The sequence below is a fragment of the Thalassiella azotivora genome (assembly GCF_054781695.1).
In genome coordinates this window covers 83,163-103,712 of record NZ_BAAGTX010000019.1, presented here as the reverse complement: position 1 = coordinate 103,712, position 20,550 = coordinate 83,163, and the positions used below count along the sequence as shown (strand labels likewise).

General features: G+C 74.9%; 17 protein-coding genes and 1 tRNA gene. 12 read left to right on the top strand and 6 right to left on the bottom strand.

Annotation, left to right across the window (positions count from 1 at the left end; all coding sequences use genetic code 11):
* Positions 1–48: 48 nt before the first annotated feature.
* The 7 genes from metG (at position 49) to ACYVQV_RS14000 (ending at position 9,568) form a co-directional block, all read left to right on the top strand.
* The gene (gene metG, locus ACYVQV_RS14030) at positions 49–1,869 is read left to right on the top strand and encodes a methionine--tRNA ligase (RefSeq protein WP_461023921.1); all 1,821 of its coding nucleotides are present in this window, start codon (positions 49–51) and stop codon (positions 1,867–1,869) included.
* On the top strand, positions 1,862–2,716 hold the full coding sequence (locus ACYVQV_RS14025; RefSeq protein ID WP_461023920.1) for a TatD family hydrolase: 855 nt from the start codon (positions 1,862–1,864) through the stop codon (positions 2,714–2,716). Before metG ends, ACYVQV_RS14025 begins: the two co-directional genes overlap by 8 nt.
* A 345-nt stretch (positions 2,717–3,061) precedes the next feature.
* Positions 3,062–4,207 (top strand): ubiquitin-like domain-containing protein, encoded by a 1,146-nt coding sequence (locus ACYVQV_RS14020; RefSeq protein WP_461023919.1) that lies wholly within the window; start codon positions 3,062–3,064, stop codon positions 4,205–4,207.
* 18 nt (positions 4,208–4,225) lie between these two features.
* Positions 4,226–5,110, top strand: coding sequence for a 16S rRNA (adenine(1518)-N(6)/adenine(1519)-N(6))-dimethyltransferase RsmA (rsmA, locus tag ACYVQV_RS14015; RefSeq protein WP_461023942.1), 885 nt, complete (start codon positions 4,226–4,228; stop codon positions 5,108–5,110).
* A gap of 10 nt (positions 5,111–5,120) precedes the next feature.
* Positions 5,121–6,062: a 4-(cytidine 5'-diphospho)-2-C-methyl-D-erythritol kinase gene (locus tag ACYVQV_RS14010; protein ID WP_461023918.1), complete on the top strand. Its 942-nt coding sequence runs from the start codon at positions 5,121–5,123 to the stop codon at positions 6,060–6,062.
* 23 nt (positions 6,063–6,085) lie between these two features.
* Positions 6,086–7,942, top strand: a complete 1,857-nt coding sequence (locus ACYVQV_RS14005; RefSeq protein ID WP_461023917.1) for an ABC-F family ATP-binding cassette domain-containing protein — start codon at positions 6,086–6,088, stop codon at positions 7,940–7,942.
* Positions 7,943–8,290: 348 nt separating this feature from the next.
* The gene (locus ACYVQV_RS14000; protein ID WP_461023916.1) at positions 8,291–9,568 is read left to right on the top strand and encodes a GGDEF domain-containing protein; all 1,278 of its coding nucleotides are present in this window, start codon (positions 8,291–8,293) and stop codon (positions 9,566–9,568) included.
* Here ACYVQV_RS14000 and ACYVQV_RS13995 read toward each other — a convergent pair.
* From ACYVQV_RS13995 to ACYVQV_RS13985, 3 genes are all read right to left on the bottom strand, one after another.
* Positions 9,536–10,021: a MarR family winged helix-turn-helix transcriptional regulator gene (locus tag ACYVQV_RS13995; RefSeq protein WP_461023941.1), complete on the bottom strand. Its 486-nt coding sequence runs from the start codon at positions 10,019–10,021 to the stop codon at positions 9,536–9,538. The two genes, ACYVQV_RS14000 and ACYVQV_RS13995, sit on opposite strands and share 33 nt — an antisense overlap.
* A 102-nt stretch (positions 10,022–10,123) precedes the next feature.
* On the bottom strand, positions 10,124–11,017 hold the full coding sequence (locus ACYVQV_RS13990; protein ID WP_461023915.1) for a MaoC family dehydratase: 894 nt from the start codon (positions 11,015–11,017) through the stop codon (positions 10,124–10,126).
* A gap of 55 nt (positions 11,018–11,072) precedes the next feature.
* Positions 11,073–12,419, bottom strand: coding sequence for a 3-oxoacyl-ACP reductase (locus tag ACYVQV_RS13985; protein WP_461023914.1), 1,347 nt, complete (start codon positions 12,417–12,419; stop codon positions 11,073–11,075).
* A gap of 35 nt (positions 12,420–12,454) precedes the next feature.
* Between ACYVQV_RS13985 and ACYVQV_RS13980 the strand changes: the two genes are divergently transcribed.
* On the top strand, positions 12,455–13,756 hold the full coding sequence (locus ACYVQV_RS13980; protein ID WP_461023913.1) for an acetyl-CoA C-acetyltransferase: 1,302 nt from the start codon (positions 12,455–12,457) through the stop codon (positions 13,754–13,756).
* 10 nt (positions 13,757–13,766) lie between these two features.
* On the opposite strand, the gene ACYVQV_RS13975 is transcribed toward ACYVQV_RS13980, so the two are convergent.
* From ACYVQV_RS13975 to ACYVQV_RS13965, 3 genes are all read right to left on the bottom strand, one after another.
* Entirely contained in the window at positions 13,767–14,468 is a 702-nt protein-coding gene (locus ACYVQV_RS13975; protein WP_461023912.1) for a TetR/AcrR family transcriptional regulator, read from the bottom strand.
* A gap of 66 nt (positions 14,469–14,534) precedes the next feature.
* Positions 14,535–15,134 (bottom strand): TetR/AcrR family transcriptional regulator, encoded by a 600-nt coding sequence (locus ACYVQV_RS13970; protein WP_461023940.1) that lies wholly within the window; start codon positions 15,132–15,134, stop codon positions 14,535–14,537.
* A gap of 135 nt (positions 15,135–15,269) precedes the next feature.
* A complete protein-coding gene (locus ACYVQV_RS13965; RefSeq protein WP_461023911.1) occupies positions 15,270–16,235 on the bottom strand; it encodes an acyl-ACP desaturase in 966 nt (321 codons plus the stop codon).
* A gap of 128 nt (positions 16,236–16,363) precedes the next feature.
* On the opposite strand from ACYVQV_RS13965, the gene lhgO reads away from it, so the two are divergent.
* From lhgO to ACYVQV_RS13945, 4 genes are all read left to right on the top strand, one after another.
* Entirely contained in the window at positions 16,364–17,578 is a 1,215-nt protein-coding gene (gene lhgO, locus ACYVQV_RS13960; protein ID WP_461023910.1) for an L-2-hydroxyglutarate oxidase, read from the top strand.
* 116 nt (positions 17,579–17,694) lie between these two features.
* A tRNA-Gln gene (locus ACYVQV_RS13955) sits at positions 17,695–17,767 on the top strand.
* A 127-nt stretch (positions 17,768–17,894) separates the two neighbouring features.
* Complete coding sequence (gene glmU, locus ACYVQV_RS13950) at positions 17,895–19,439, top strand: bifunctional UDP-N-acetylglucosamine diphosphorylase/glucosamine-1-phosphate N-acetyltransferase GlmU (protein WP_461023909.1); 1,545 nt, start codon at positions 17,895–17,897, stop codon at positions 19,437–19,439.
* Positions 19,436–20,413, top strand: coding sequence for a ribose-phosphate diphosphokinase (locus tag ACYVQV_RS13945; RefSeq protein ID WP_461023908.1), 978 nt, complete (start codon positions 19,436–19,438; stop codon positions 20,411–20,413). The genes glmU and ACYVQV_RS13945 overlap by 4 nt, the downstream gene beginning before the upstream one ends.
* Positions 20,414–20,550 lie beyond the last annotated feature (137 nt).

The following is a 20,550-nucleotide window of genomic DNA, read 5'->3' as shown; positions in this document are numbered from 1 at the left end:
CGCCCGGCCGCACATCGAGGGCCCGACGCGTCTCACTAGGCTGCGCGCATGACCCACGTGCTGTCCGCCGTCGCCTGGCCCTACGCCAACGGCCCCCGCCACATCGGCCACGTCGCCGGTTTCGGGGTGCCCTCCGACGTCTTCAGCCGGTACATGCGGATGGCGGGTCACGACGTCCTGATGGTCAGCGGCACCGACGAGCACGGGACGCCGATCCTCGTCCAGGCGGACGCCGAGGGCGTCACCGCCCGCGAGCTCGCCGACCGCTACAACCGGGTCATCGTCGAGGACCTGGCGGCGCTCGGGCTGTCGTACGACCTGTTCACCCGCACCACGACGCGCAACCACTACGCGGTCGCCCAGGAGCTGTTCCGCGGGGTGCACCGCAACGGGTACATGATCGAGCGGACGACGAAGGGCGCGATCTCCCCGTCCACCGGCCGCACCCTCCCGGACCGCTTCATCGAGGGCACCTGCCCGATCTGCGGTGCGGACGGCGCCCGCGGGGACCAGTGCGACACCTGCGGCAACCAGCTCGACCCGGTCGACCTGAAGAACCCGCGCAGCCGGATCAACGGCGAGACACCCGAGTTCGTCGAGACCCAGCACTTCTTCCTCGACCTGCCGGCCCTCGCCGACGCGCTGTCGCAGTGGCTGGACGAGCGCGCCGGGACGGGGACGTGGCGGCCGAACGTCATCCGGTTCAGCCTCAACCTGCTGGACGACGTCCGGCCGCGGGCGATGACCCGCGACATCGACTGGGGCATCCCGGTGCCGATCGAGGGCTGGCAGGACCAGCCGACCAAGCGGCTGTACGTGTGGTTCGACGCGGTCGTCGGCTACCTGTCGGCGTCCATCGAGTGGGCCCGCCGGCTCGGTGACCCGGAGCGCTGGCGCGACTGGTGGAACGACCCGCAGGCGCTGTCCTACTACTTCATGGGCAAGGACAACATCACGTTCCACTCCCAGATCTGGCCCGCGGAGCTGCTGGCCTACGACGGCCGGGGGGCCCGCGGCGGGGAGCCCGGCGAGTACGGGGAGCTGAACCTGCCGACGGAGGTCGTCTCCAGCGAGTTCCTCACGATGGAGGGCGGCAAGTTCTCCTCCTCGCGCGGCGTGGTGCTGTACGTGCGCGACGTCCTGGAGCGCTACCAGCCGGACGCCCTGCGGTACTTCATCAGCGCCGCCGGGCCGGAGAACCAGGACACCGACTTCACCTGGTCCGAGTTCGTCCGCCGGACCAACGACGAGCTCGTCGCCGGCTGGGGCAACCTCGTCAACCGGACCGCGAACCTCATCCACAAGAACCTCGGGGCGGTCCCGGAGGCCGGCGAGCTGGCCGACGAGGACCGTGCGCTGCTCGCGGCCACCGCGGCGGGGTTCGACACCGTCGGCGGCCTGATCGAGCGGCACCGGCAGAAGCAGGCCGTCGGCGAGGCGATGCGGGTGGTCGCCGAGGTCAACCGGTACCTGTCCGACACCGCGCCGTGGGCGCTGCGCACAACCGACCCGGACCGGATGGCGACCGTCCTGCACGTGGCCGCCCAGGCGATCAGCGACTGCAACACGCTGCTCGCGCCGTTCCTGCCGCACAGCGCGCAGCGGGTGCACGAGGCCTTCGGGCGCACCGGCACCATCGCGCCGATGCCGGAGGTCCGTGAGGTCGAGGACCTCGACGGCGGTCCCTCCTACCCGGTGCTGACCGGCGACTACTCCGACCCGCACCCGTGGCGGTCGGTGCCCGTCGAGCCGGGCACGCCCGTGCCGGCCCCGGTGCCCGTGTTCACCAAGCTCGACCCGTCCGTCGTGGACGACGAGCTCGCGCGGATGCGCGGCGAGGCGCCCGCGGGCGGGCCCACCGGTGGCTGAGCGGCAGCAGCGGGCCGACGGCCACGTGCGCCCCCCGGCGCCCGAGCCGCTGCCCGTCCCCGTCGTCGACGACCATACCCACCTCGACCACGAGTCGGCGGACGACGTCCCGCGGCTGCTCGCCGCGGCGGCCGACGCGGGGGTGGACCGGTCCGTGCAGATCGGCTGCGAGCTGGAGTCCGCGCGGTGGACGGTCCGGGCCGTCGACGAGCACCCGTCGCTCCTCGGCGGGGTCGCCATCCACCCCAACGAGGCCCCGCGCCTGGCGGCGTCGGGGACGCTGGAGGCGGCGCTGACCGAGATCGAGGCGCTCGCGCGGCACCCGCGGGTCCGGGTCGTGGGGGAGACGGGGCTGGACTGGTTCCGCACCGACTCCGGCGACGCCGCCGCGCGCGACGCGCAGCTCGCGTCGTTCCGCGCCCACGTCGAGATGGCGAAGCGGCTCGGCCTGGCCCTGCAGATCCACGACCGGGACGCCCACGCGGACGTCCTACGGGTCCTCGACGAGGAGGGGGCCCCGGACCGCACCGTCTTCCACTGCTTCTCCGGTGACGCCGCGATGGCCCGCCACTGCGCCGACCGCGGCTGGTACCTGTCCTTCGCCGGGACGCTGACCTTCCGCAACGCCGGCGACCTGCGGGAGGCGTTCCTGGCCACGCCCCCGGAGCTGGTGATGGTCGAGACGGACGCGCCGTACCTGACCCCGGTGCCGTACCGGGGGCGACCCAACGCCGGGTACCTCGTGCCCCTGACGGTCCGCGCGATGGCCACGTTGCGCGACGAGCCGCTGGACCGGGTCTGCGAGCGGCTGTCGGCGACCAGCGAGGAGGTCTACGGGCCGTGGTGAGACAGCCGTGAGCGCCTCGTGACCCTCGTCGGAGGACGCCGTCACCGCGCCGGGCGCCGTCACGCGTCCGTCATGTCCTGGACACCGGACGACAACGGTGCAACTCGGCCGACCGGTGCTCCGGGTGTGACACAAGGTCTCGAAACGGTTACGGTGATGGAGTTGGCCGGGGTCGGGGAAGCCTCGGGCAGCGGTGTCGGTGCGCGACACGCCGGCGGTCCACGGAACCGTCCGGAGGGGTCGCGCACCGTCGTGCGGAGCGAGGCCGGAGACGGTCACGCGCCCCAGCACGCCACGGTCCCGCGACGACGCGGGAGCAGCCGCGGCGCCGAGGCCCGTCGCCCGATGCCCGGGGAGAACGACGTCAGGAACACCGTGCTCAAGCTCCCCCGTAGCCGTACCGCCCGCCTGGTCGGGCAGGCCGCCGTCCTGGTGGCCCTCGTCGGCGGCACCGCCGCCTACGCGGCGAACGACACCACCGTCCAGCTCACCGTCGACGGCCAGACCGAGGAGGTCCGCGTCTTCGGTACCACCGTGGACGACGTCCTCGAGACCGCCGACGTCGAGCTCGGCGACCGCGACCTCGTCGCGCCGTCGCTCGGTGAGCGGGTCTCCGACGGCTCCGAGGTCGTCGTCCGGCACGCCCGCCTGCTCACGCTGACGATCGACGGCGTCACCGAGGAGCACTGGACCTACGCGCTGACCGTGGACGAGGCCCTCCAGGACCTGGACGTCCGCGCCGACGGCGCGCGCCTGTCGGCGTCCCGGTCCACCCCCCTCGGCCGCAGCGGACTGACGCTCCAGCTCGTCACCCCGAAGCCGGTCACCCTCGTCGCCGACGGGCAGACCCGCGAGCTGACGACCACGGCCGCGGACACCCGCGAGGTGCTGGCCGAGGCCGGCGTGACCGTCGGCGAGCTGGACCGCCTGACGCCGGCGGCCGACCAGCCGGTGCTCCCCGGGATGGTCGTCCGGGTCTTCCGCGTCGCCCACGAGCAGGTGACCGAGGAGACCGCCATCCCGCACCAGACGCAGGAGGTGCCGGACGGCGAGCTCTACGAGGGCGAGACGAAGGTCGAGACCGAGGGCGTGAACGGCCGCAAGACCGTGACCTCCACGATCGTCCGCGTCGACGGGGCCGAGGAGAGCCGCGAGGTCGTCTCCGAGGCGGTCACCGCGGAGCCTGTCACCGAGGTGGTGCGGGTCGGTACCAAGGAGAAGCCCGCGGCCCCGAGCGCGCCGACCGTGCCGGACGGCAGCGTCTGGGACCGCCTCGCCCAGTGCGAGTCCGGCGGCAACTGGCAGATCAACACCGGTAACGGCTACTACGGCGGCCTGCAGTTCTCGGCGTCCTCGTGGCGCGCCGTGGGGGGCACAGGCCTGCCGCACGAGCACAGCCGCGAGGTGCAGATCCAGATGGGCGAGCGGCTCCAGGCCCGGCAGGGCTGGGGCGCCTGGCCCTCCTGCAGCGCCAAGCTCGGCCTGCGCTGAGCCCGGCCGAGGACCTCGCTGGACGAGAACACCACCCCTGACGGCCTGCTGGGGCCCGCCGACGTGCGGGCCCTGGCGGGCCGTCTCGGCGTGCGCCCCACCAAGACGCTCGGCCAGAACTTCGTCCACGACGCCAACACGGTGCGCCGCATCGTGCGTCGCGCGGCGGTGCGGCCGGACGACGTGGTCGTCGAGGTCGGGCCCGGTCTCGGGTCGCTGACGCTCGCGCTGCTGGACGCCGCGCAGCGCGTCGTCGCCGTCGAGATCGACCCGGTCCTGGCCGGTGAGCTGGCCCGCACGGTCACCGCCCGCCGCCCCGACCTCGCCGACCGGCTCGACGTGGTCGTCGAGGACGCGATGGCGGTCACCGCGCTGCCCGCCGAGCCCAGCGTGATGGTCGCGAACCTGCCGTACAACGTGGCCGTCCCCGTGCTGCTGACGTTCCTCGAGCGCTTCGGCACGATCGACCACGGCCTGGTCATGGTGCAGGCCGAGGTCGCGGACCGGCTGGCGGCCGGGCCCGGCAGCCGCACGTACGGCGTCCCGTCGGTGAAGGCCGCCTGGTACGCCGACGTGCGCCGCGACGTCACCGTCGGCCGCTCCGTGTTCTGGCCCGTCCCGAACGTCGACTCGGCGCTGGTGGCGTGGTCGCGACGTCCGCCACCGGTCACCCGCGCGACCCGCGAGGAGGTCTTCGCGGTCGTCGACGCCGCGTTCGCGCAGCGGCGCAAGACGCTGCGGGCCGCGCTGGCCGGCTGGGCTGGGTCCGCGGCCCGGGCCGAGGCCGTGCTGCGGGCCGCGGGCGTCGACCCGACGCTGCGCGGGGAGCGGCTCGCCGTCGAGGACTTCGCCGCGATCGCGCAGGCCCGGCTCGAGGTGCTCGGGGCTGTCGACGTCCCCTAGGGTCGGCGCCATGCACCGGGACCCCGCATCGGTCACCGTGCGGGCGCCCGCCAAGATCAACCTCGCGCTGTCGGTCGGGCCGCCGCGCGAGGACGGCTACCACGAGCTCGCGACCGTGTACCAGGCCGTGTCGCTGTACGAGGACGTGGAGGCGGCCCCGGCGGACGACGTGACTGTCGAGGTCTGCACGCCCAGCCAGGGCGTGGTCGTCGACGAGGTGCCGGTCGACGCCTCCAACCTGGCGGTCCGCGCCGCCCTGCTGCTCGCCGACCGCTGCGACGTCGACGCCGGGGTGAGGCTGCGCGTGGTCAAACGCGTCCCCGTGGCCGGCGGGATGGCCGGTGGGTCCGCGGACGCCGCCGCAGCGCTCGTCGCCTGCGACGCGCTGTGGCGCACCGGCCTGTCGCGGGACGAGCTGCGCGAGCTGGCCGCCGAGCTCGGCTCCGACGTCCCGTTCGCCCTGCTCGGCGGGACGGCCGTGGGCACGGGGCGCGGTGAGCAGCTGACCCCGGCGCTCGCGCGCGGCGGCTACCACTGGGTGCTGGCGGTGTCCGACCACGCCCTGTCCACCCCCGCCGTCTACGCCGAGTGCGACCGGCTGCGCGCCGGCCGCCGCGTGCCGGAGCCGTCCGTCCCGGACGGCCTCATGCAGGCCCTGCGCTCCGGGGACGCCGAGGCGCTCGGCGCCACCCTGGTGAACGACCTGCAGCCGGCAGCGGTGTCCCTCCTGCCCGGGCTGGACCAGGTCCTGGGGCTCGGCGAGGAGTACGGGGCGCTCGGGTCACTGGTGTCCGGCTCGGGGCCGACCGTGGCCTTCCTCGTCCGGGACGCCGAGGCGGCGCTCGACCTGTCCGTCGCCCTCACCGCGTCGGGGGCGGCGCGCACCACCGTCCGGGTCACCGGCCCGGTGCACGGCGCACGGCTGGTGGAGCCGGTCGCGACCTGCCGCTGAGCCTGCGGGAGGATGGTCCGGCCATGGCCCACCTGCTGAACGTCGAGGACGTCACCGTCACGCTCGCCGCCCGCACGATCCTGGACGGCGTCTCCCTCGGGCTGGACGACGGCGCGCGCGTCGGGGTCGTCGGCCGCAACGGCGACGGCAAGTCCACCCTGCTGCGCGTGCTGGCCGGTCTGCACGAGCCCGACTCCGGTCGGGTCACCCACAGCCGGGACGTGCGGGTGGGGGTGCTCGCCCAGGCCGACGACCCGCGACCCGGCTGCACCGTGCGCCAGGCCGTCGTCGGTGACGTCCCCGACCACGTGTGGGCCTCCGACGCGCGCGTGCGCGACGTCGTCACCGGGCTGCTGGCCGACGTCGAGGCGGCGGTCCCGGGCGGCTTCGCCGCGCAGGTCAGCGACCTGTCCGGCGGGCAGCGGCGGCGGGTGGCGCTGGCCGCCGTCCTCGTCGGCGACCACGACGTCGTGGTGCTCGACGAGCCGACGAACCACCTGGACGTCGAGGGGGTGGCCTGGTTGGCGGGGCACCTGCGCGGCCGGTGGCCGGCCGGGCGGGGGGCCCTGGTCGTCGTCACCCACGACCGGTGGTTCCTGGACGCCGTCTGCGAGCGCACGTGGGAGGTGCACGACGGGGTCGTGGACGCCTACGAGGGCGGGTACGCCGCGTACGTCCTCGCCCGGGCCGAGCGCGCGCGCGTCGCCCAGGTGACCCAGGAGCGGCGGGCCAACCTGCTGCGCAAGGAGCTCGCGTGGCTGCGGCGGGGGGCCCCGGCGCGGACGTCGAAGCCGCGCTTCCGGCTGGACGCGGCGGCGGCGCTCGTCGCCGACGAGCCACCACCCCGGGACACCGTCGAGCTGCAGCGGATGGCGTCCTCACGGCTCGGCAAGGACGTCGTCGACCTCGAGGACGTCGGGTACGCCGTGCCCGCGACGGCCGGTGAGCCGTCCCGGGTGCTGCTGCAGGACGTCACCTGGCGGCTCGGTCCAGGTGACCGGGTCGGCGTGGTCGGGGTGAACGGCTCCGGCAAGACGACGCTGCTGCGGCTGGTCGCCGGGGAGCTGGAGCCCGACGCGGGCCGGGTCCGGCGCGGCAGCACCGTGCGCACGGCCGTGCTCTCCCAGCACCTGCGCGAGCTCGACGAGGTGGCGGGCCTGCGGGTCGTCGAGGCGGTCGAGCAGGAGCGCCGGGCCGTGCAGGTCGGGGGCAGGGAGGTCACGGCCGGCCAGCTCGTCGAGCGGCTGGGGTTCACGCGGGAGCGGGCGTGGACGCCCGTCGGTGACCTGTCCGGTGGTGAGCGTCGCCGGCTGCAGCTGCTGCGCCTGCTGGTGCACGAGCCGAACCTGCTGCTGCTCGACGAGCCGACGAACGACCTCGACACGGACACGCTGGCCGCCGTGGAGGACCTGCTGGACGGGTACGCCGGGACGCTGGTGGTCGTCTCGCACGACCGGTACCTGCTCGAGCGGGTGTGCGACCGGCAGGTCGCCCTGCTCGGTGACGGTGCGGTGCGCGACCTGCCCGGCGGCGTCGAGGAGTACCTCGCCCTGCGCGCAGGTGCCTCGGCGGCTGCCGGACCCGGGGTGCCCGGTGCGCGCGGGGACTCCGCTCGGGGGTCCGGTCCCGCGCCGGCGGGAGCCGGTGGCACGGGGGTGGTCGACCAGGGGCGGCTGCGGGCGGCGCGCAAGGAGATGGCGCGGTTGGAGAAGGCCCTGGCCCGGCTGGCCGAGCGTGAGGCCCGCCTGCACGAGCGGATGAGCGCGGTGGCGACGGACCACGAGGCGGTGCGGGAGCTCGACGAGGAGCTGCGCGCCGTCCTGACGGAGAAGGAGGCGGTCGAGACCGCCTGGCTGGAGGCCGCCGAGCTCGTCGGCTGACGACCGGGAGCTGAGGTCGCGGGCGGCTCCTGCGGCGTCGACCACACATCCCGACCGTCACGCTGCGCCGATTGGGTGAATACTCAACGTCACCACGCAGGACGGGCGGCGTTCGGCTCGCCGACTTTCTTCGGGCGACGAAAGATCGCAGGGGCGTGGTGGTGCCGTGGATACGCTCGTCGCCTCACGCGGGCCAGGGGAAGTCGCGTGGACCGGGGGGTCGAGGGGATGGGGCCTGCACCGAGCAGGGGCCAGCGCAGGGGCCGGCGCAGGGGCCGGCGCAGGGGCCGGTGGGGCACCAGCACAGGGCCGTCGGGAGTCGCGGACCGGGACATCGGGGAGGGTGACGTGCACCGAGCGACCGCACCGGACCTGAGCACCGGCCGTCGTCGCACCGCGTACCTCGTCGGGCTCGTGCTCGGCCTGCCGGCCGTCGTCACCAGCGGCGTCGTCAACTGGGACGACCCCGTGCGCCGCTGGGTCTACCCCGCGGTCGGCATGGTGCTCCTCGCCGCCGCGGTGGTCATGCTGTTGCGGCCGCGGTGGCTGCCGGCGGTCGAGCGGGTGACCCTCGGCGTCGCCACCTGCCTGTGGCTGGCGAGGGTGGTCCACGAGGTGCTCGTCGCCCCGACGGCCGCCGAGGCGTGGGTCGCCGTCACCCCGTGGGGGTTCATGGGCGTCGTCGCCATCGCCCTGTTCGCCTACGTCGTGCTCCCGTCGCGGCGAGCCGTCGTGTTCGCCGTCCTGCTCAGCGGGGTGTTCGTCGCGACGCTCGCGGCCCGCGTCGTCCCGCAGGACGCCGCCACCGGCGACACCACGCTGTCGCTGGCCCTGCTGCGGTACTGCAGCTACCTCGGGATCGCCGTCGCCTTCGTCCACCTGCTGTCGCTGACGAAGGACGACGCCGTCGGGGCCGAGGTGGAGGCCGACCGGATGCGGTCGATGGCGTACCGGGATCCGCTGACCGGGCTGCCGAACCGGCGGGCTCTCAGCGAGCTGCTCGAGCGGGAGGTCGACCACGCCCGGCGGACGCCGCTGTCCCTGGTGGCGTTCGACCTGGACGAGTTCAAGCAGGTCAACGACGGCTTCGGGCACCACGCCGGCGACCTGGTCCTGCAGGCGGCGGGGATGCTGCTGCAGAAGGAGCTGCGGTCCGAGGACACCCTCGGCCGCTGGGGCGGGGAGGAGTTCGTCGTCGTGTGCCCCGGGACGTCGGGGCGCCAGGCGGTCGAGCTGGCCCAGCGCCTGCGTCGCGTCCTCGCCGACCACCTGCACGTCGAGGGGCACGTCGTCACCGCCAGCTTCGGCGTGGTCCAGTACGTGCCGGGGATGAGCGTCGCCAGCCTGCTCGAGGCGGCGGACGAGCGGATGTACGCGGCGAAGGCCGCGGGTCGCAACCGGGTCGACTTCGGGGCCGCGGCGGGTGGCGGGGACGCCGGTGCCGTCACGTGCGCCGTCGTGCCGGCGCAGACGGCGAGGGACGTCGCGCCGGACAGCCCGCCCGAGGCGCCGCCGGGGTCGCCGCTGCTGCACGGGCCGGCGACGGCGGGTGAGGCGGACGCCGCGGCCGGGTACCCCAGCGCCCTGGACCGGTCAGGTGTCGAAGGGTTCCACGAGCGTCCGTAGCAGCGACGCGAGGCGTCCGGCGTCCGCGCCGTCGAGGCCGGCCAGGAGGTCGCGCTCGCGCGCCAGCAGGTCCGCGAGCGCGGCGTCCACCCGGTCGCGTCCGGCCGCGGTGAGGCGGACCAGGACGCCGCGGCGGTCGCTGGGGTCGGGGTGGCGCTCGACCCAGCGGCGCACCGTCAGCCGGTCGATCCGGTTCGTCATGGTCCCGCTGGTGACGAGCGTCTGGGTGACGAGCTGCCCCGGGGTGAGCTGGTAGGGGCTCCCGGCCCGCCGCAGGGCGGAGAGCACGTCGAACTCCCAGGGCTCGAGGCCGTGCTCGGCGAACGCGTCGCGTCGCGCGCGGTCGAGGTGGCGGGCGAGCCGGCTCACGCGCGACAGGACCTCCAACGGGGAGACGTCGAGGTCGGGGCGTTCGCGGCGCCAGGCGGCGACGATCCGGTCCACCTCGTCCACGGCCACGCCACCAGCCTAGTACGCGTCTCCCGCCGTCAAGATGCTTGACGTCGAGACACACCCCGGTCGCCGGTGCCGGTGGCACGTCCGGTCCGCGGCTTTCTAGAGAGCGTCCAGCACGCCGGTGAGGTGCACGCGGTCCGGTCCGCCGGACCGTCCCGTGGCCCGCACCTGCAGCAGGGTCCGGCCCGGGGCGTCGCCGGCCAGCACCCCGAGCCCCACGGTCGCCGGCAACAGGACCGGGGCGCCGAACGCCACCTCGTACCGCAGGGAACCGGGCAAGTGCCCCCCGAGCGCGGCCAGCGCCCGGGCCGCCGTCCACATCCCGTGCGCGACCGGACGGTGGAAGCCGAAGGGCCTGGCCGTCAGCGCGTGCAGGTGGATCGGGTTGAGGTCCCCGGACACGGACGCGTACCGGCGACCGAGGGAGGCCGGCAGCCGCCACGTGACCGGGCCCGCGGGGACGTCGACCGGTGCGGGACCGGGTCGCGGGGCCGTGGCGTCCGGCCCCGGACCGCGGTGCAGGTAGGTGCTGCGCTCCACCCAGTCGGCCTCGTCACAGTCGGCGTCACCCGGGTCGGCGTCATCGGGGGTGCGGCTCAGCCGCACCCGGGACACCAGGTCGACGACCCGGCCGCGAGGGTGGGGACGCACCGCCTCGGCGTGCACGCGCACGTCGACCCGGGCACCGAGCGGCAGCGGGCGGTGGACCGTCACCTCGTCCGCGACGTGCACCAGCCCCATCGGCGGGAACGGGAAGCGGCGGTCGGCCATCAGCCGCAGCTGCGCGCCGAAGGCGAGCACGCGCGGGTACGTGGCGGGCAGCCGGCTGGTGACGTCGAACCCGCACAGGCGGGCGTAGGTCGCGACGTGCTCGGCCTCGGGCAGCACCCTCGTCGCGCCCGTCGGGGACGGCAGCGTCCCCTCGCCGCGGCGGACCGGCAGCAGGGCGCGGACGTAGTCGGCGGGCGCCGGGGCCGCCCCGGCTGCCCTCACGGGGCGCCTCCCTCGGCTGCCGACCGGGACGGGGCCCGGCGTGCGCCGACCACGGTCAGGCGCCGAGCAGGCTCTGGCCGCACACCCGCACGACCCGTCCGCTGACCCCGCCGCTGCGCGGGTCCGCGAGCCAGGCGACGGTCTCGGCCACGTCGACCGGTCGCCCGCCCTGGCTCAGGGAGTTCATCCGCCGGCCCGCCTCGCGCACCACCAGCGGCACCACCGCCGTCATCTGGGTGTCGATGAAGCCGGGCGCGACCGCGTTCACCGTGACCCCCGCCTCCGCCGCGCGCGGCCGCAGCGCGTCGACGAGACCGATCACCCCGGCCTTGGACGTGGCGTAGTTCGTCTGGCCGGCGTTACCGGCGAGCGCGGAGATCGACGAGACCCCCACGACCCGGCCGCCGCGGCCGAGGGCGCCCGTCGTCAGCAGGTGGTCGGTGATCCGCGCAGGGGCGAGCAGGTTCACCCCGAGCACCTGCGACCACTGCTCCGGGCGCATGTTCACCAGGCGCTTGTCCCGCGTGATGCCGGCGTTGTGGACGACGACGTCCAGACCGCCGTGCTGCTCGTGCGCGTGCCGGGCGATCCGCGGGCCGGCGTCCACGGCCGTGACGTCCAGGGGGAGGGCGGTGCCGCCGGTGCGACGCGCCAGCGCGCTCAGCTCCGAGGCCGCCGCGGGGACGTCGACCGCGACGACGACCGCACCCTGACGGGCGAGGACCGTCGCGATCGCGGCGCCGATCCCGCGGGAGGCGCCGGTGACGACCGCGACCCGGCCGGTCGACGGCGTGTCCACGGGCGGCTCGCCGTCGGGCCCGCCGTCCACGGGCACCTCGACGTGCAGGACCTGCCCGCTGACGTACGCCGACCGCGCCGACAGCAGGAACTGCACGGTCGAGGTGGCCGCTGCCTCGGCTCCCACGGCGACGCGGACGAGGTTGACCGTGCTGCCGCGCCCGACCTCCTTGCCCAGGCTCCGGGTGAAGCCCTCGAGCGCGCGCTGCGCGACCACGGCCTCCTCCGAGCCGGCGTCCGCGGGAGGGCGGGCGAGCACGACGACGCGGCCGCTGGGGCGCAGGCCCCGCAACCTCGGGGCGAAGAACTCGTGCAGGGCGCCGAGGCGCTCCGGGTGGTCCACGCCGGTGGCGTCCAGCACCAGCGCGGCGGGCCGCCCGTCCGCGGCCAGGTCGTCGCGGACGTCGACGCCCGCGGCCGCCCCGGCGGACCGGACGACGTCGAGGAGGTGGCCCTCGTGCGTCGCGGCGACCAGCGCGGGGCCGTCGAGCGGTGGGGCGCCCGTCTGGTGCCGCCGCAGCGGCGCCGGTTCCGGCAGGCCGAGCGTGCGGACGAGGCGGCGGCCGGGGCCGGATCGGACGAACGAGCCGTACCGGTCGGTCATGGACGCACCGTAACTCGGTGTGCAACTCTCTGTCCATGAGTCCGACGAGCAGCTCCGCCGCGCCCGGCGTGCGGTCCGTCGCCGTGGTCGCCGCCAACCGGGTCCCGTTCGCACGTGCCCACCGCGCCTACGCCCACGCCTCGAACCAGGACATGCTCACCGCCGCTCTCGACGGCCTGCTCGAGCGCACCGGACTGGTCGGCGAACGCGTCGACGAGCTCGCCGCCGGCGCGGTCCTCAAGCACAGCCGCGACTTCAACCTGGCGAGGGAGACGGTGCTCGGGTCGCGGCTGGACCCCACGACCCCGGCGTACGACGTCCAGCAGGCCTGCGGGACAGGTCTGGAGGCGGTGGTCCTCGTCGCCAACAAGATCGCCCTCGGCCAGGCCGAGGTCGGGATCGCCGGCGGGGTCGACAGCGCCTCGGACGCCCCGATCGCCGTCAGCGAGCCGCTGCGGCGCACGCTGCTCGCCGCCAACCGGGCACGCGGCTGGCAGCAGCGGCTCGGCGCCCTCAGCCGGGTGCGTCCCGGCCACCTCGTGCCCGCCCCGCCGCGCAACGTCGAGCCGCGCACGGGCCTGTCCATGGGGGAGCACGCCGCGCTCACGGCGGTGGAGTGGGGGGTCGGGCGCCGCGAGCAGGACGAGCTGGCCGCAGCCAGCCACCACCGGTTGGCGGCGGCGTACGAGGCCGGCTTCCTCGACGACCTGCTGACGCCCTACCTGGGGCTGGAGCGGGACGACAACCTGCGACCCGACACCTCCGTCGAGAGGCTGGCGTCGCTGCCGACCGTGTTCGGCCGCGGCGAGACGGCGACGATGACGGCGGGCAACTCCACCCCGCTGACCGACGGCGCCTCGGTCGTCCTGCTCGCCACGCCCGAGTGGGCCGAGCGGCGGGGGCTGCCGGTCCTGGCCCGGCTGACCTGGTCGCAGACGGCGGCCGTGGACTACGTGCACGGTGCCGAGGGCCTCCTGATGGCGCCGGCCTACGCGGTGCCGCGGATGCTCGACCGGGCCGGGCTCGCGCTCGGCGACTTCGACTACTACGAGATCCACGAGGCCTTCGCCTCGCAGGTCCTGGCCACCCTCAAGGCGTGGGAGGACCCGCTGTTCTGCCGCGAGCGCCTCGGCCTGGACGGCCCGCTGGGCTCGGTCGACCGCAGCCGTCTCAACGTCAACGGCAGCTCTCTCGCGGCCGGGCACCCGTTCGCCGCCACCGGCGGCCGGATCGTCGGGACGCTGGCGAAGCTGCTGGCCCAGAAGGGCTCCGGTCGGGGCCTGATCTCGATCTGCGCCGCCGGCGGCCAGGGTGTGACCGCGGTCCTGGAGCGCTGACCGGGCCGGGTCAGCGTCCCCGCGCGGTCGCCAGGACCCCGCGGACGGCGGCGGCGCGCACCTGCTCGACGTCCACCGGGACGAACACGTCCGCGGGAGCCGGGCGGCTCGACACGACCCACTGGGCGCGGGCCAGGTGCACGGCTCCCAGGACCTGGGCGTACAGCACGTTCGCGATCAGGTCCGCGTCCGGCGCGTCCGCCTCGCCTGCTCGTGCGGCCGTCCGCACCGCCCCGGCGATGCGGCCGATCGCGGTGGCCAGGTGCCTGCCGAGACCCTGCACGGTCGGCTCACTCAGCTCGTCGAGCAGCTCGGGGCCGGGTCGGCGCAGCATCGCCAGGGCGCAGTCGGTGAACGCCGGGTGCCGCAGGCAGTAGTCGACGAACGCCTCCGCCAGGGCCGTCAACGGCGCCAGCGCGCCGTCCTGCGACGCCGCCCCCACGGCCGCGGCCAGCTCGTCGTCCAGCTCGGCGAGGTACTCGACGAGCACCCGGCCGAAGATCTCGTCCTTGCTGGCGAAGTGGCGGTACACGATCGTGCGGTTCACGCCGACCGCCCGGGCGATGTCCTCGATCTGCGCGTCGCGCACGCCGCGCTCGTCGAACAGCGCCCGTGTCGCGTCGAGGATCTCGCGCTCGCGCGCCCGTCGGCGCGCTGCCACGCTGCCACGCGGCGTGCCCCGTCGGACGGTCAGGGACTCGGAGGCGGCCACCCGCGCAGCATACGGCGGTCTGCTACACGGTGTGTCACCGACCGTGACGCCGTGCTGGGGAGGAGCTCAGCGCGGCTCGGTGAGGCGGGGCTTGGCCTCCAGCCCGGACAGGCCGTTCCACGCCAGGTTGACCAGGTGCGCGGCCACGTCGACCTTCTTCGGCTTGCGCGTGTCGAGCCACCACTGGCCGGTCAGCGCCACCATCCCGACGAGCATCTGGGCGTACATCGGCGCGGTCTTCGGCTCCAGGTGGTTGCGCTTGAACGCGTCGCCGAGGATGTGCTCGACCTGGCTGGCGACGTCGCTGATCAGGCTCGCGAAGGTCCCGGTGGACTGCGCCACCGGCGAGTCGCGGACCAGGATCCGGAAGCCGTCGGTCGACGACTCGATGTAGTCCAGCAGCGCCAGCGCGGCGCGCTCGAGCAGCTCGCGCGACGTCCCCTCGCTGAGCAGGGCGGCGGTGACGCCGTCCAGCAGGGTCTGGATCTCCCGGTCGACGACGACCGCGTACAGCCCCTCCTTGCCACCGAAGTGCTCGTACACGACCGGCTTCGACACCTCGGCGCGGGAGGCGATCTCCTCGACCGTGGTGCCCTCGAACCCCTTGTCCGCGAACAGCTTGCGCCCGACGTCGAGCAGCTGCTCGCGTCGCTGCTTGCCGGTCATCCGGGCCCGGGTCGCGGTCTTGCCGTTGCGGCTGGAGGTCGTGGTGCTCACGTCGCCATCATGCCCGTCCCCGGCGACGACCCGACGGCGCCGGCCGCTTCGTCCGGCCCGGCAGGTCCGTTCGGCCCGTCCGGCTCAGCGCCCCTCGGCGGCGGCCAGCCGCTCGGCCTTGCGCGCGGCCGCCTCCTCGCGCTTGGCGACGAACGCCGTCGCCCGCTCGTCGAGCGCCCGCAGGAACGCCGCCATCTCCTCGCGCGCCTGCTCACCGCGCGGACCGAGGTCGGTGCGCTCCCACACGCCCCAGAACCGCAGCACCGGCTGGACGACCTCGTCGTGGTGCAGCTTGAGGTCGTAGATGCCGGCCTTGGCGATGGTCATCGAGTTGCGGGCGAAGTCGGGCATGCCGGCTCCGGGCATCTGGAAGTGCACGACCTCGTCGCGGATCGCCTCCATCGTGTCGTCGGGGGCGATGTCGAACGAGGCCCTGACGAGGTTGCGGTAGAAGACCATGTGCAGGTTCTCGTCCTGCGCGATCCGGGCCAGCAGCTGCTCCGCGACGGGGCAGCCGGTGGCGCGGCCGGTGTTGCGGTGGCTGATCCTCGTCGCGAGCTCCTGGAAGGTCACGTACGCGACGGTGCGCAGCATCGACTTCTCGCCCGAGTCGTAGCCCGCGGTCATGTGGACCATCCGCAGCTCCTCGAGCCGGACCGGGTCCACGCCGCGCGTGACGACGAGGTAGTCGCGCAGCGCGGTGCCGTGCCGGCCCTCCTCGGCGGTCCAGCGGCCCACCCACGTGCCCCACGCGCCGTCGCGGCCGAAGCGCTCGGCGATCTCGCGGTGGTAGGAGGGCAGGTTGTCCTCGGTCAGCAGGTTGACCACCATCGCGGTCTTCGCGACGGGGTCGAGGCGGCTGTCGCCCGGCTCCCAGTCCGAGCCGCCGAGGTAGGCGAAGTTGCGGCCCTCGTCCCACGGCACGTAGTCGTGCGGCATCCAGTCCTTGGTGACCTTGAGGTGCCGCTCGAGGTTCTGCTCGACGACCGGTTCCAGCTCGATGAGCAGCCTGCTCTGCAGGGCTGCGGCGTTCTCGTCGACGGCGGTCATCGGGACCTCCCAGGGGGGAACGAGTGAGTCCTACGCCACCGTAACCTACGGTTCCGTACCGGTCAGTTCGGCGCCCGCGGCCCGGACCACCGCCTCGCCTGCCGCCGGTCGGGCCCTAGCGTGGCCCCGTGGTGCACGACGTGGTCGTCGTCGGAGGCGGGATCGTGGGGGCCGCGACCGCGCGGGCGCTGTTGCGCCGCCGTCCCGGCTCCGACGTCGTCCTGCTGGAGAAGGAGGACGACGTCGCCCGGCACCAGAGCGGCCGCAACAGCGGGGTCGTGCACGCCGGCGTGTACTACGCGCCCGGCTCGCTCAAGGCCCGGCTGTGCCGGGCCGGGGAGCGTGCCACCAAGGAGCTCTGCGACGAGCACGACGTCCCCTACCGCGTCCCCGGCAAGCTCGTCGTCGCCACCCACCACGGCGAGCTCGGCCGGCTGCGGGACCTGGCGGACCGGGCGAGGCTCAACGGGCTGCGCGTCGAGCGGGTGGACGCCGGGCGCCTGCGCGAGCTCGAACCGGACGTCCGCGGGGTGGCGGCGCTCCTGGTCCCGAGCACGGGCGTCGTCGACTACCGGCGGGTCACTCGCGCGCTCGTGGCGGACGTCCGCGCCGCGGGTGGCGCCCTCGAGGCCGGGGTGGCCGTCGACGGCATCCGCGAGGAGGGCGCGCAGGTCGTCGTCAGCGCGGGGGAGCGGGTCTGGCGCACGCGTCTCCTGGTCGTCTGCGCCGGGCTGCAGGCCGACCGGCTCGCCCGCCTGGGCGGCCTGGCTGCCGACTTCAGGGTCGTGCCGTTCCGGGGTGAGTACCACCGCCTGCCCGACGGCCGCGCGGGGCTGGTCCGGCACCTCGTGTACCCCGTCCCCGACCCGGCGCTGCCGTTCCTCGGCGTGCACCTGACGCCGGGCGTGGACGGGACCGTGACCGTCGGCCCGAACGCGGTGCTCGGCGGCGCCCGCGAGGGGTACCGGAAGGGCTCGCTGGACCGGCGGGACGTCCTCGACTGGGCGACCTACCCGGGGACCTGGCACCTCGCCCGGCGCCACCTGCGGACCGGTGCCGCCGAGCTGCGGGACTCGCTCTGGCGACGCGGCTACCTGGAGCGGTGCCGCCGCTACGTCCCCGACCTCACCCTCGCCGACCTGCGGCCGCACCCGGCGGGGGTGCGGGCGCAGGCGGTGCTGCGCGACGGCACGCTCGTGCACGACTTCCTGCTCGAGCGCACCGACCGGCAGCTGCACGTGTGCAACGCGCCGTCGCCCGCGGCGACGTCGGCCCTGCCGATCGCCGAGGAGGTCGTGGACCGGCTCCTCGGCCCGGCGGCCCGAGGAGCGTCCGGCCGGTAGGCGGCACCCCGGCACCAGGGCCCCGGCACCCGGGCACCGGCACGAGGGCACCGGCACGAGGGCACCGGCACGAGGGCACCGGCTCCACCGTGCTTGTAGCCTTCCTGGCGCGACGGTCCCCTGTGGTGTAAATGGCAGCACGGCAGCCTTTGGAGCTGTCAGGTCGAGGTTCGAGTCCTCGCGGGGGAGCCCGCCGGGTGGTCGCGTGACGAGGGGCAGGGAACCCGCCGGTAGCATGACGCCGCACCGCCGGCCGGCGGCCGACGTCCGTCGGTCCCGGGTCGGCAGACCCCTCGACGCCGAGGAGCGCCACCGCGTGACTTCCGCCCACCCGGTCGCCGTCGTCGTCCTCGCCGCGGGTGAGGGCACCCGGATGAGGTCGTCGACCCCGAAGGTCCTGCACCAGCTCGCCGGGCGGTCGCTGCTCGGCCACGCGCTGGCCGCCGCCCGCGGCTGCGGCCCCGAGCACCTCGTGGTGGTCGTCCGGCACGAGCGCGACCAGGTCGCCGCGCACGTCGCCGACGTCGACCCCGCGGCCGTCGTCGCCGACCAGGACGACCTGCCGGGGACGGGGCGTGCGGTGCAGTGCGGCCTCGCCGCGCTGCCCGCCGACCTGGAGGGGACCGTCGTCGTCACCTACGGCGACGTGCCCCTGCTGGAGCCCGCGACCCTGACCGAGCTCGTCGGGCACCACGAGCGCGCCGGCAACGCCGTCACCGTCGTCACCGCCGAGGTCGAGGACCCGACCGGGTACGGCCGAGTGCTGCGCGGCTCCGGCGGCGAGGTCACCGGGATCGTCGAGCAGAAGGACGCCGACGCCGAGCAGCTCCTCGTCACCGAGATCAACTCCGGCATCTACGCCTTCGACGCCCGTGTGCTCGCCGAGGCGCTGGGCCGGGTCGGCACGGACAACGCCCAGGGCGAGATGTACCTGACCGACGTCCTGGCCATCGCCCGCGCGGACGGCGGCCGGGTGACGGCGCACCGGGTGGACGACGTGTGGCAGACCGAGGGCGTGAACGACCGCGTGCAGCTGGCCCGGATGGGCGCCGAGCTGAACCGGCGGCTGCTCGAGGGCCACATGCGCGCGGGAGTGACGGTCGTGGACCCGGCGACCACGTGGGTCGGCGTCGAGGTGCGCCTGGGCCGGGACGTCACCCTGCTGCCCGGCACGCAGCTGCACGGCACCACCTCCGTCGGCGAGGGGGCGACCGTCGGTCCCGACACGACGCTCACCGACGTCGAGGTCGGCCCGGGTGCGGCCGTGGTGCGCACCCACGGCACCGGCGCGCGGGTCGCGGCGGGCGCCACGGTCGGCCCCTTCAGCTACCTGCGGCCGGGCACCGACCTGGGCGAGGGCGGCCGGATCGGCGCGTTCGTCGAGACCAAGTCCGCCCGGATCGGCGCCGGGTCCAAGGTGCCGCACCTGTCCTACGTCGGTGACGCCGAGATCGGCGCCGGCGCCAACATCGGCGCGGCCACCGTCTTCGTCAACTACGACGGCGTGGACAAGCACCGCACCGTCGTGGGCGACCACGTGCGGGTCGGCAGCGACACCATGCTCGTCGCCCCCGTGACGATCGGGGACGGCGCGTACACGGCGGCGGGCTCGGTGGTGACCGCCGACGTGCCGCCGGGCGCCATGGCCGTGGCTCGGGGCCGCCAGCGCAACGTCGAGGGGTGGGTGGAGCGCCGCCGCGCCGGCACGCCCGCTGCCGAGGCGGCCCGGCGCGCGCTGTCCCGCGGCGGGGGCTCCGCGCAGGACGCCGGCCCCAGCACCGAGGGGACCACCGGCCGGACCACGGGGGACGACCACCAACCGCCCGTCCGCGGGCACGACGAGGGAGCACCGAGCGCATGACCGGCATCACGACCACCGGCGAGAAGAGGCTGGTGCTCATCAGCGGCCGGGCGCACCCCGAGCTGGCGGAGGAGGTCAGCAAGGAGCTCGGCGTCGAGCTGGTGCCGACGTCCGCGTACGACTTCGCCAACGGCGAGATCTACGTCCGGTTCGGCGAGAGCGTGCGCGGCTGCGACGCGTTCGTGCTGCAGAGCCACTGCGCGCCCATCAACCACTGGCTGATGGAGCAGCTGCTGATGGTCGACGCGCTCAAGCGCGCCAGCGCCAAGCGCGTCACGGTCGTGGCCCCGTTCTACGGCTACGCGCGGCAGGACAAGAAGCACCGCGGTCGCGAGCCCATCTCCGCCCGGCTGGTGGCCGACATGTTCAGCACCGCCGGCGCCGACCGCCTGATGAGCGTCGACCTGCACACCGCGCAGATCCAGGGCTTCTTCGACGGCCCGGTGGACCACCTGTGGGCGCTGCCGCTGCTGGCCGACTACGTGCGCACCCGGGTCGACCGGTCGAAGCTCGTCGTCGTCTCCCCGGACGCCGGTCGGGTCCGCGTCGCGGACCTGTGGTCCGACCGGCTGGCCGCGCCGCTGGCGATCATCCACAAGCGCCGCGACCCGAACGTCCCGAACCAGGTCAAGGTCCACGAGCTCGTCGGCGAGGTCGAGGGCAAGACCTGCGTTCTCGTCGACGACATGATCGACACCGGCGGCACCATCGTGAAGGCCGCCCAGGCGCTCAAGGACAACGGGGCCGCGGACGTCATCGTCGCCTCCACGCACGCCGTCCTGTCCGGACCGGCGGTCGAGCGCCTCAAGGACGGTCCGATCTCCGAGGTGATCGTGACGAACACCCTGCCGATCGCCGAGGAGCGCCGGTTCGAGACGCTGACGGTCCTGTCGATCGCGCCGCTGATCGCGCGCGCCATCCGCGAGGTCTTCGACGACGGGTCCGTCACCAGCCTGTTCGACGGCAACGCCTGAGCGCTCCCTCGACGCGGCCGCCGCGACCTCCCGGACCACCCCGGGCGCCTCGCGACCGTGCCACCGGCCGATTCGGCCGGTGGCACGCGTGCGGATACACTCGTGCGGTTGCCTCGGCGAGGGACGCCGCACGGAGC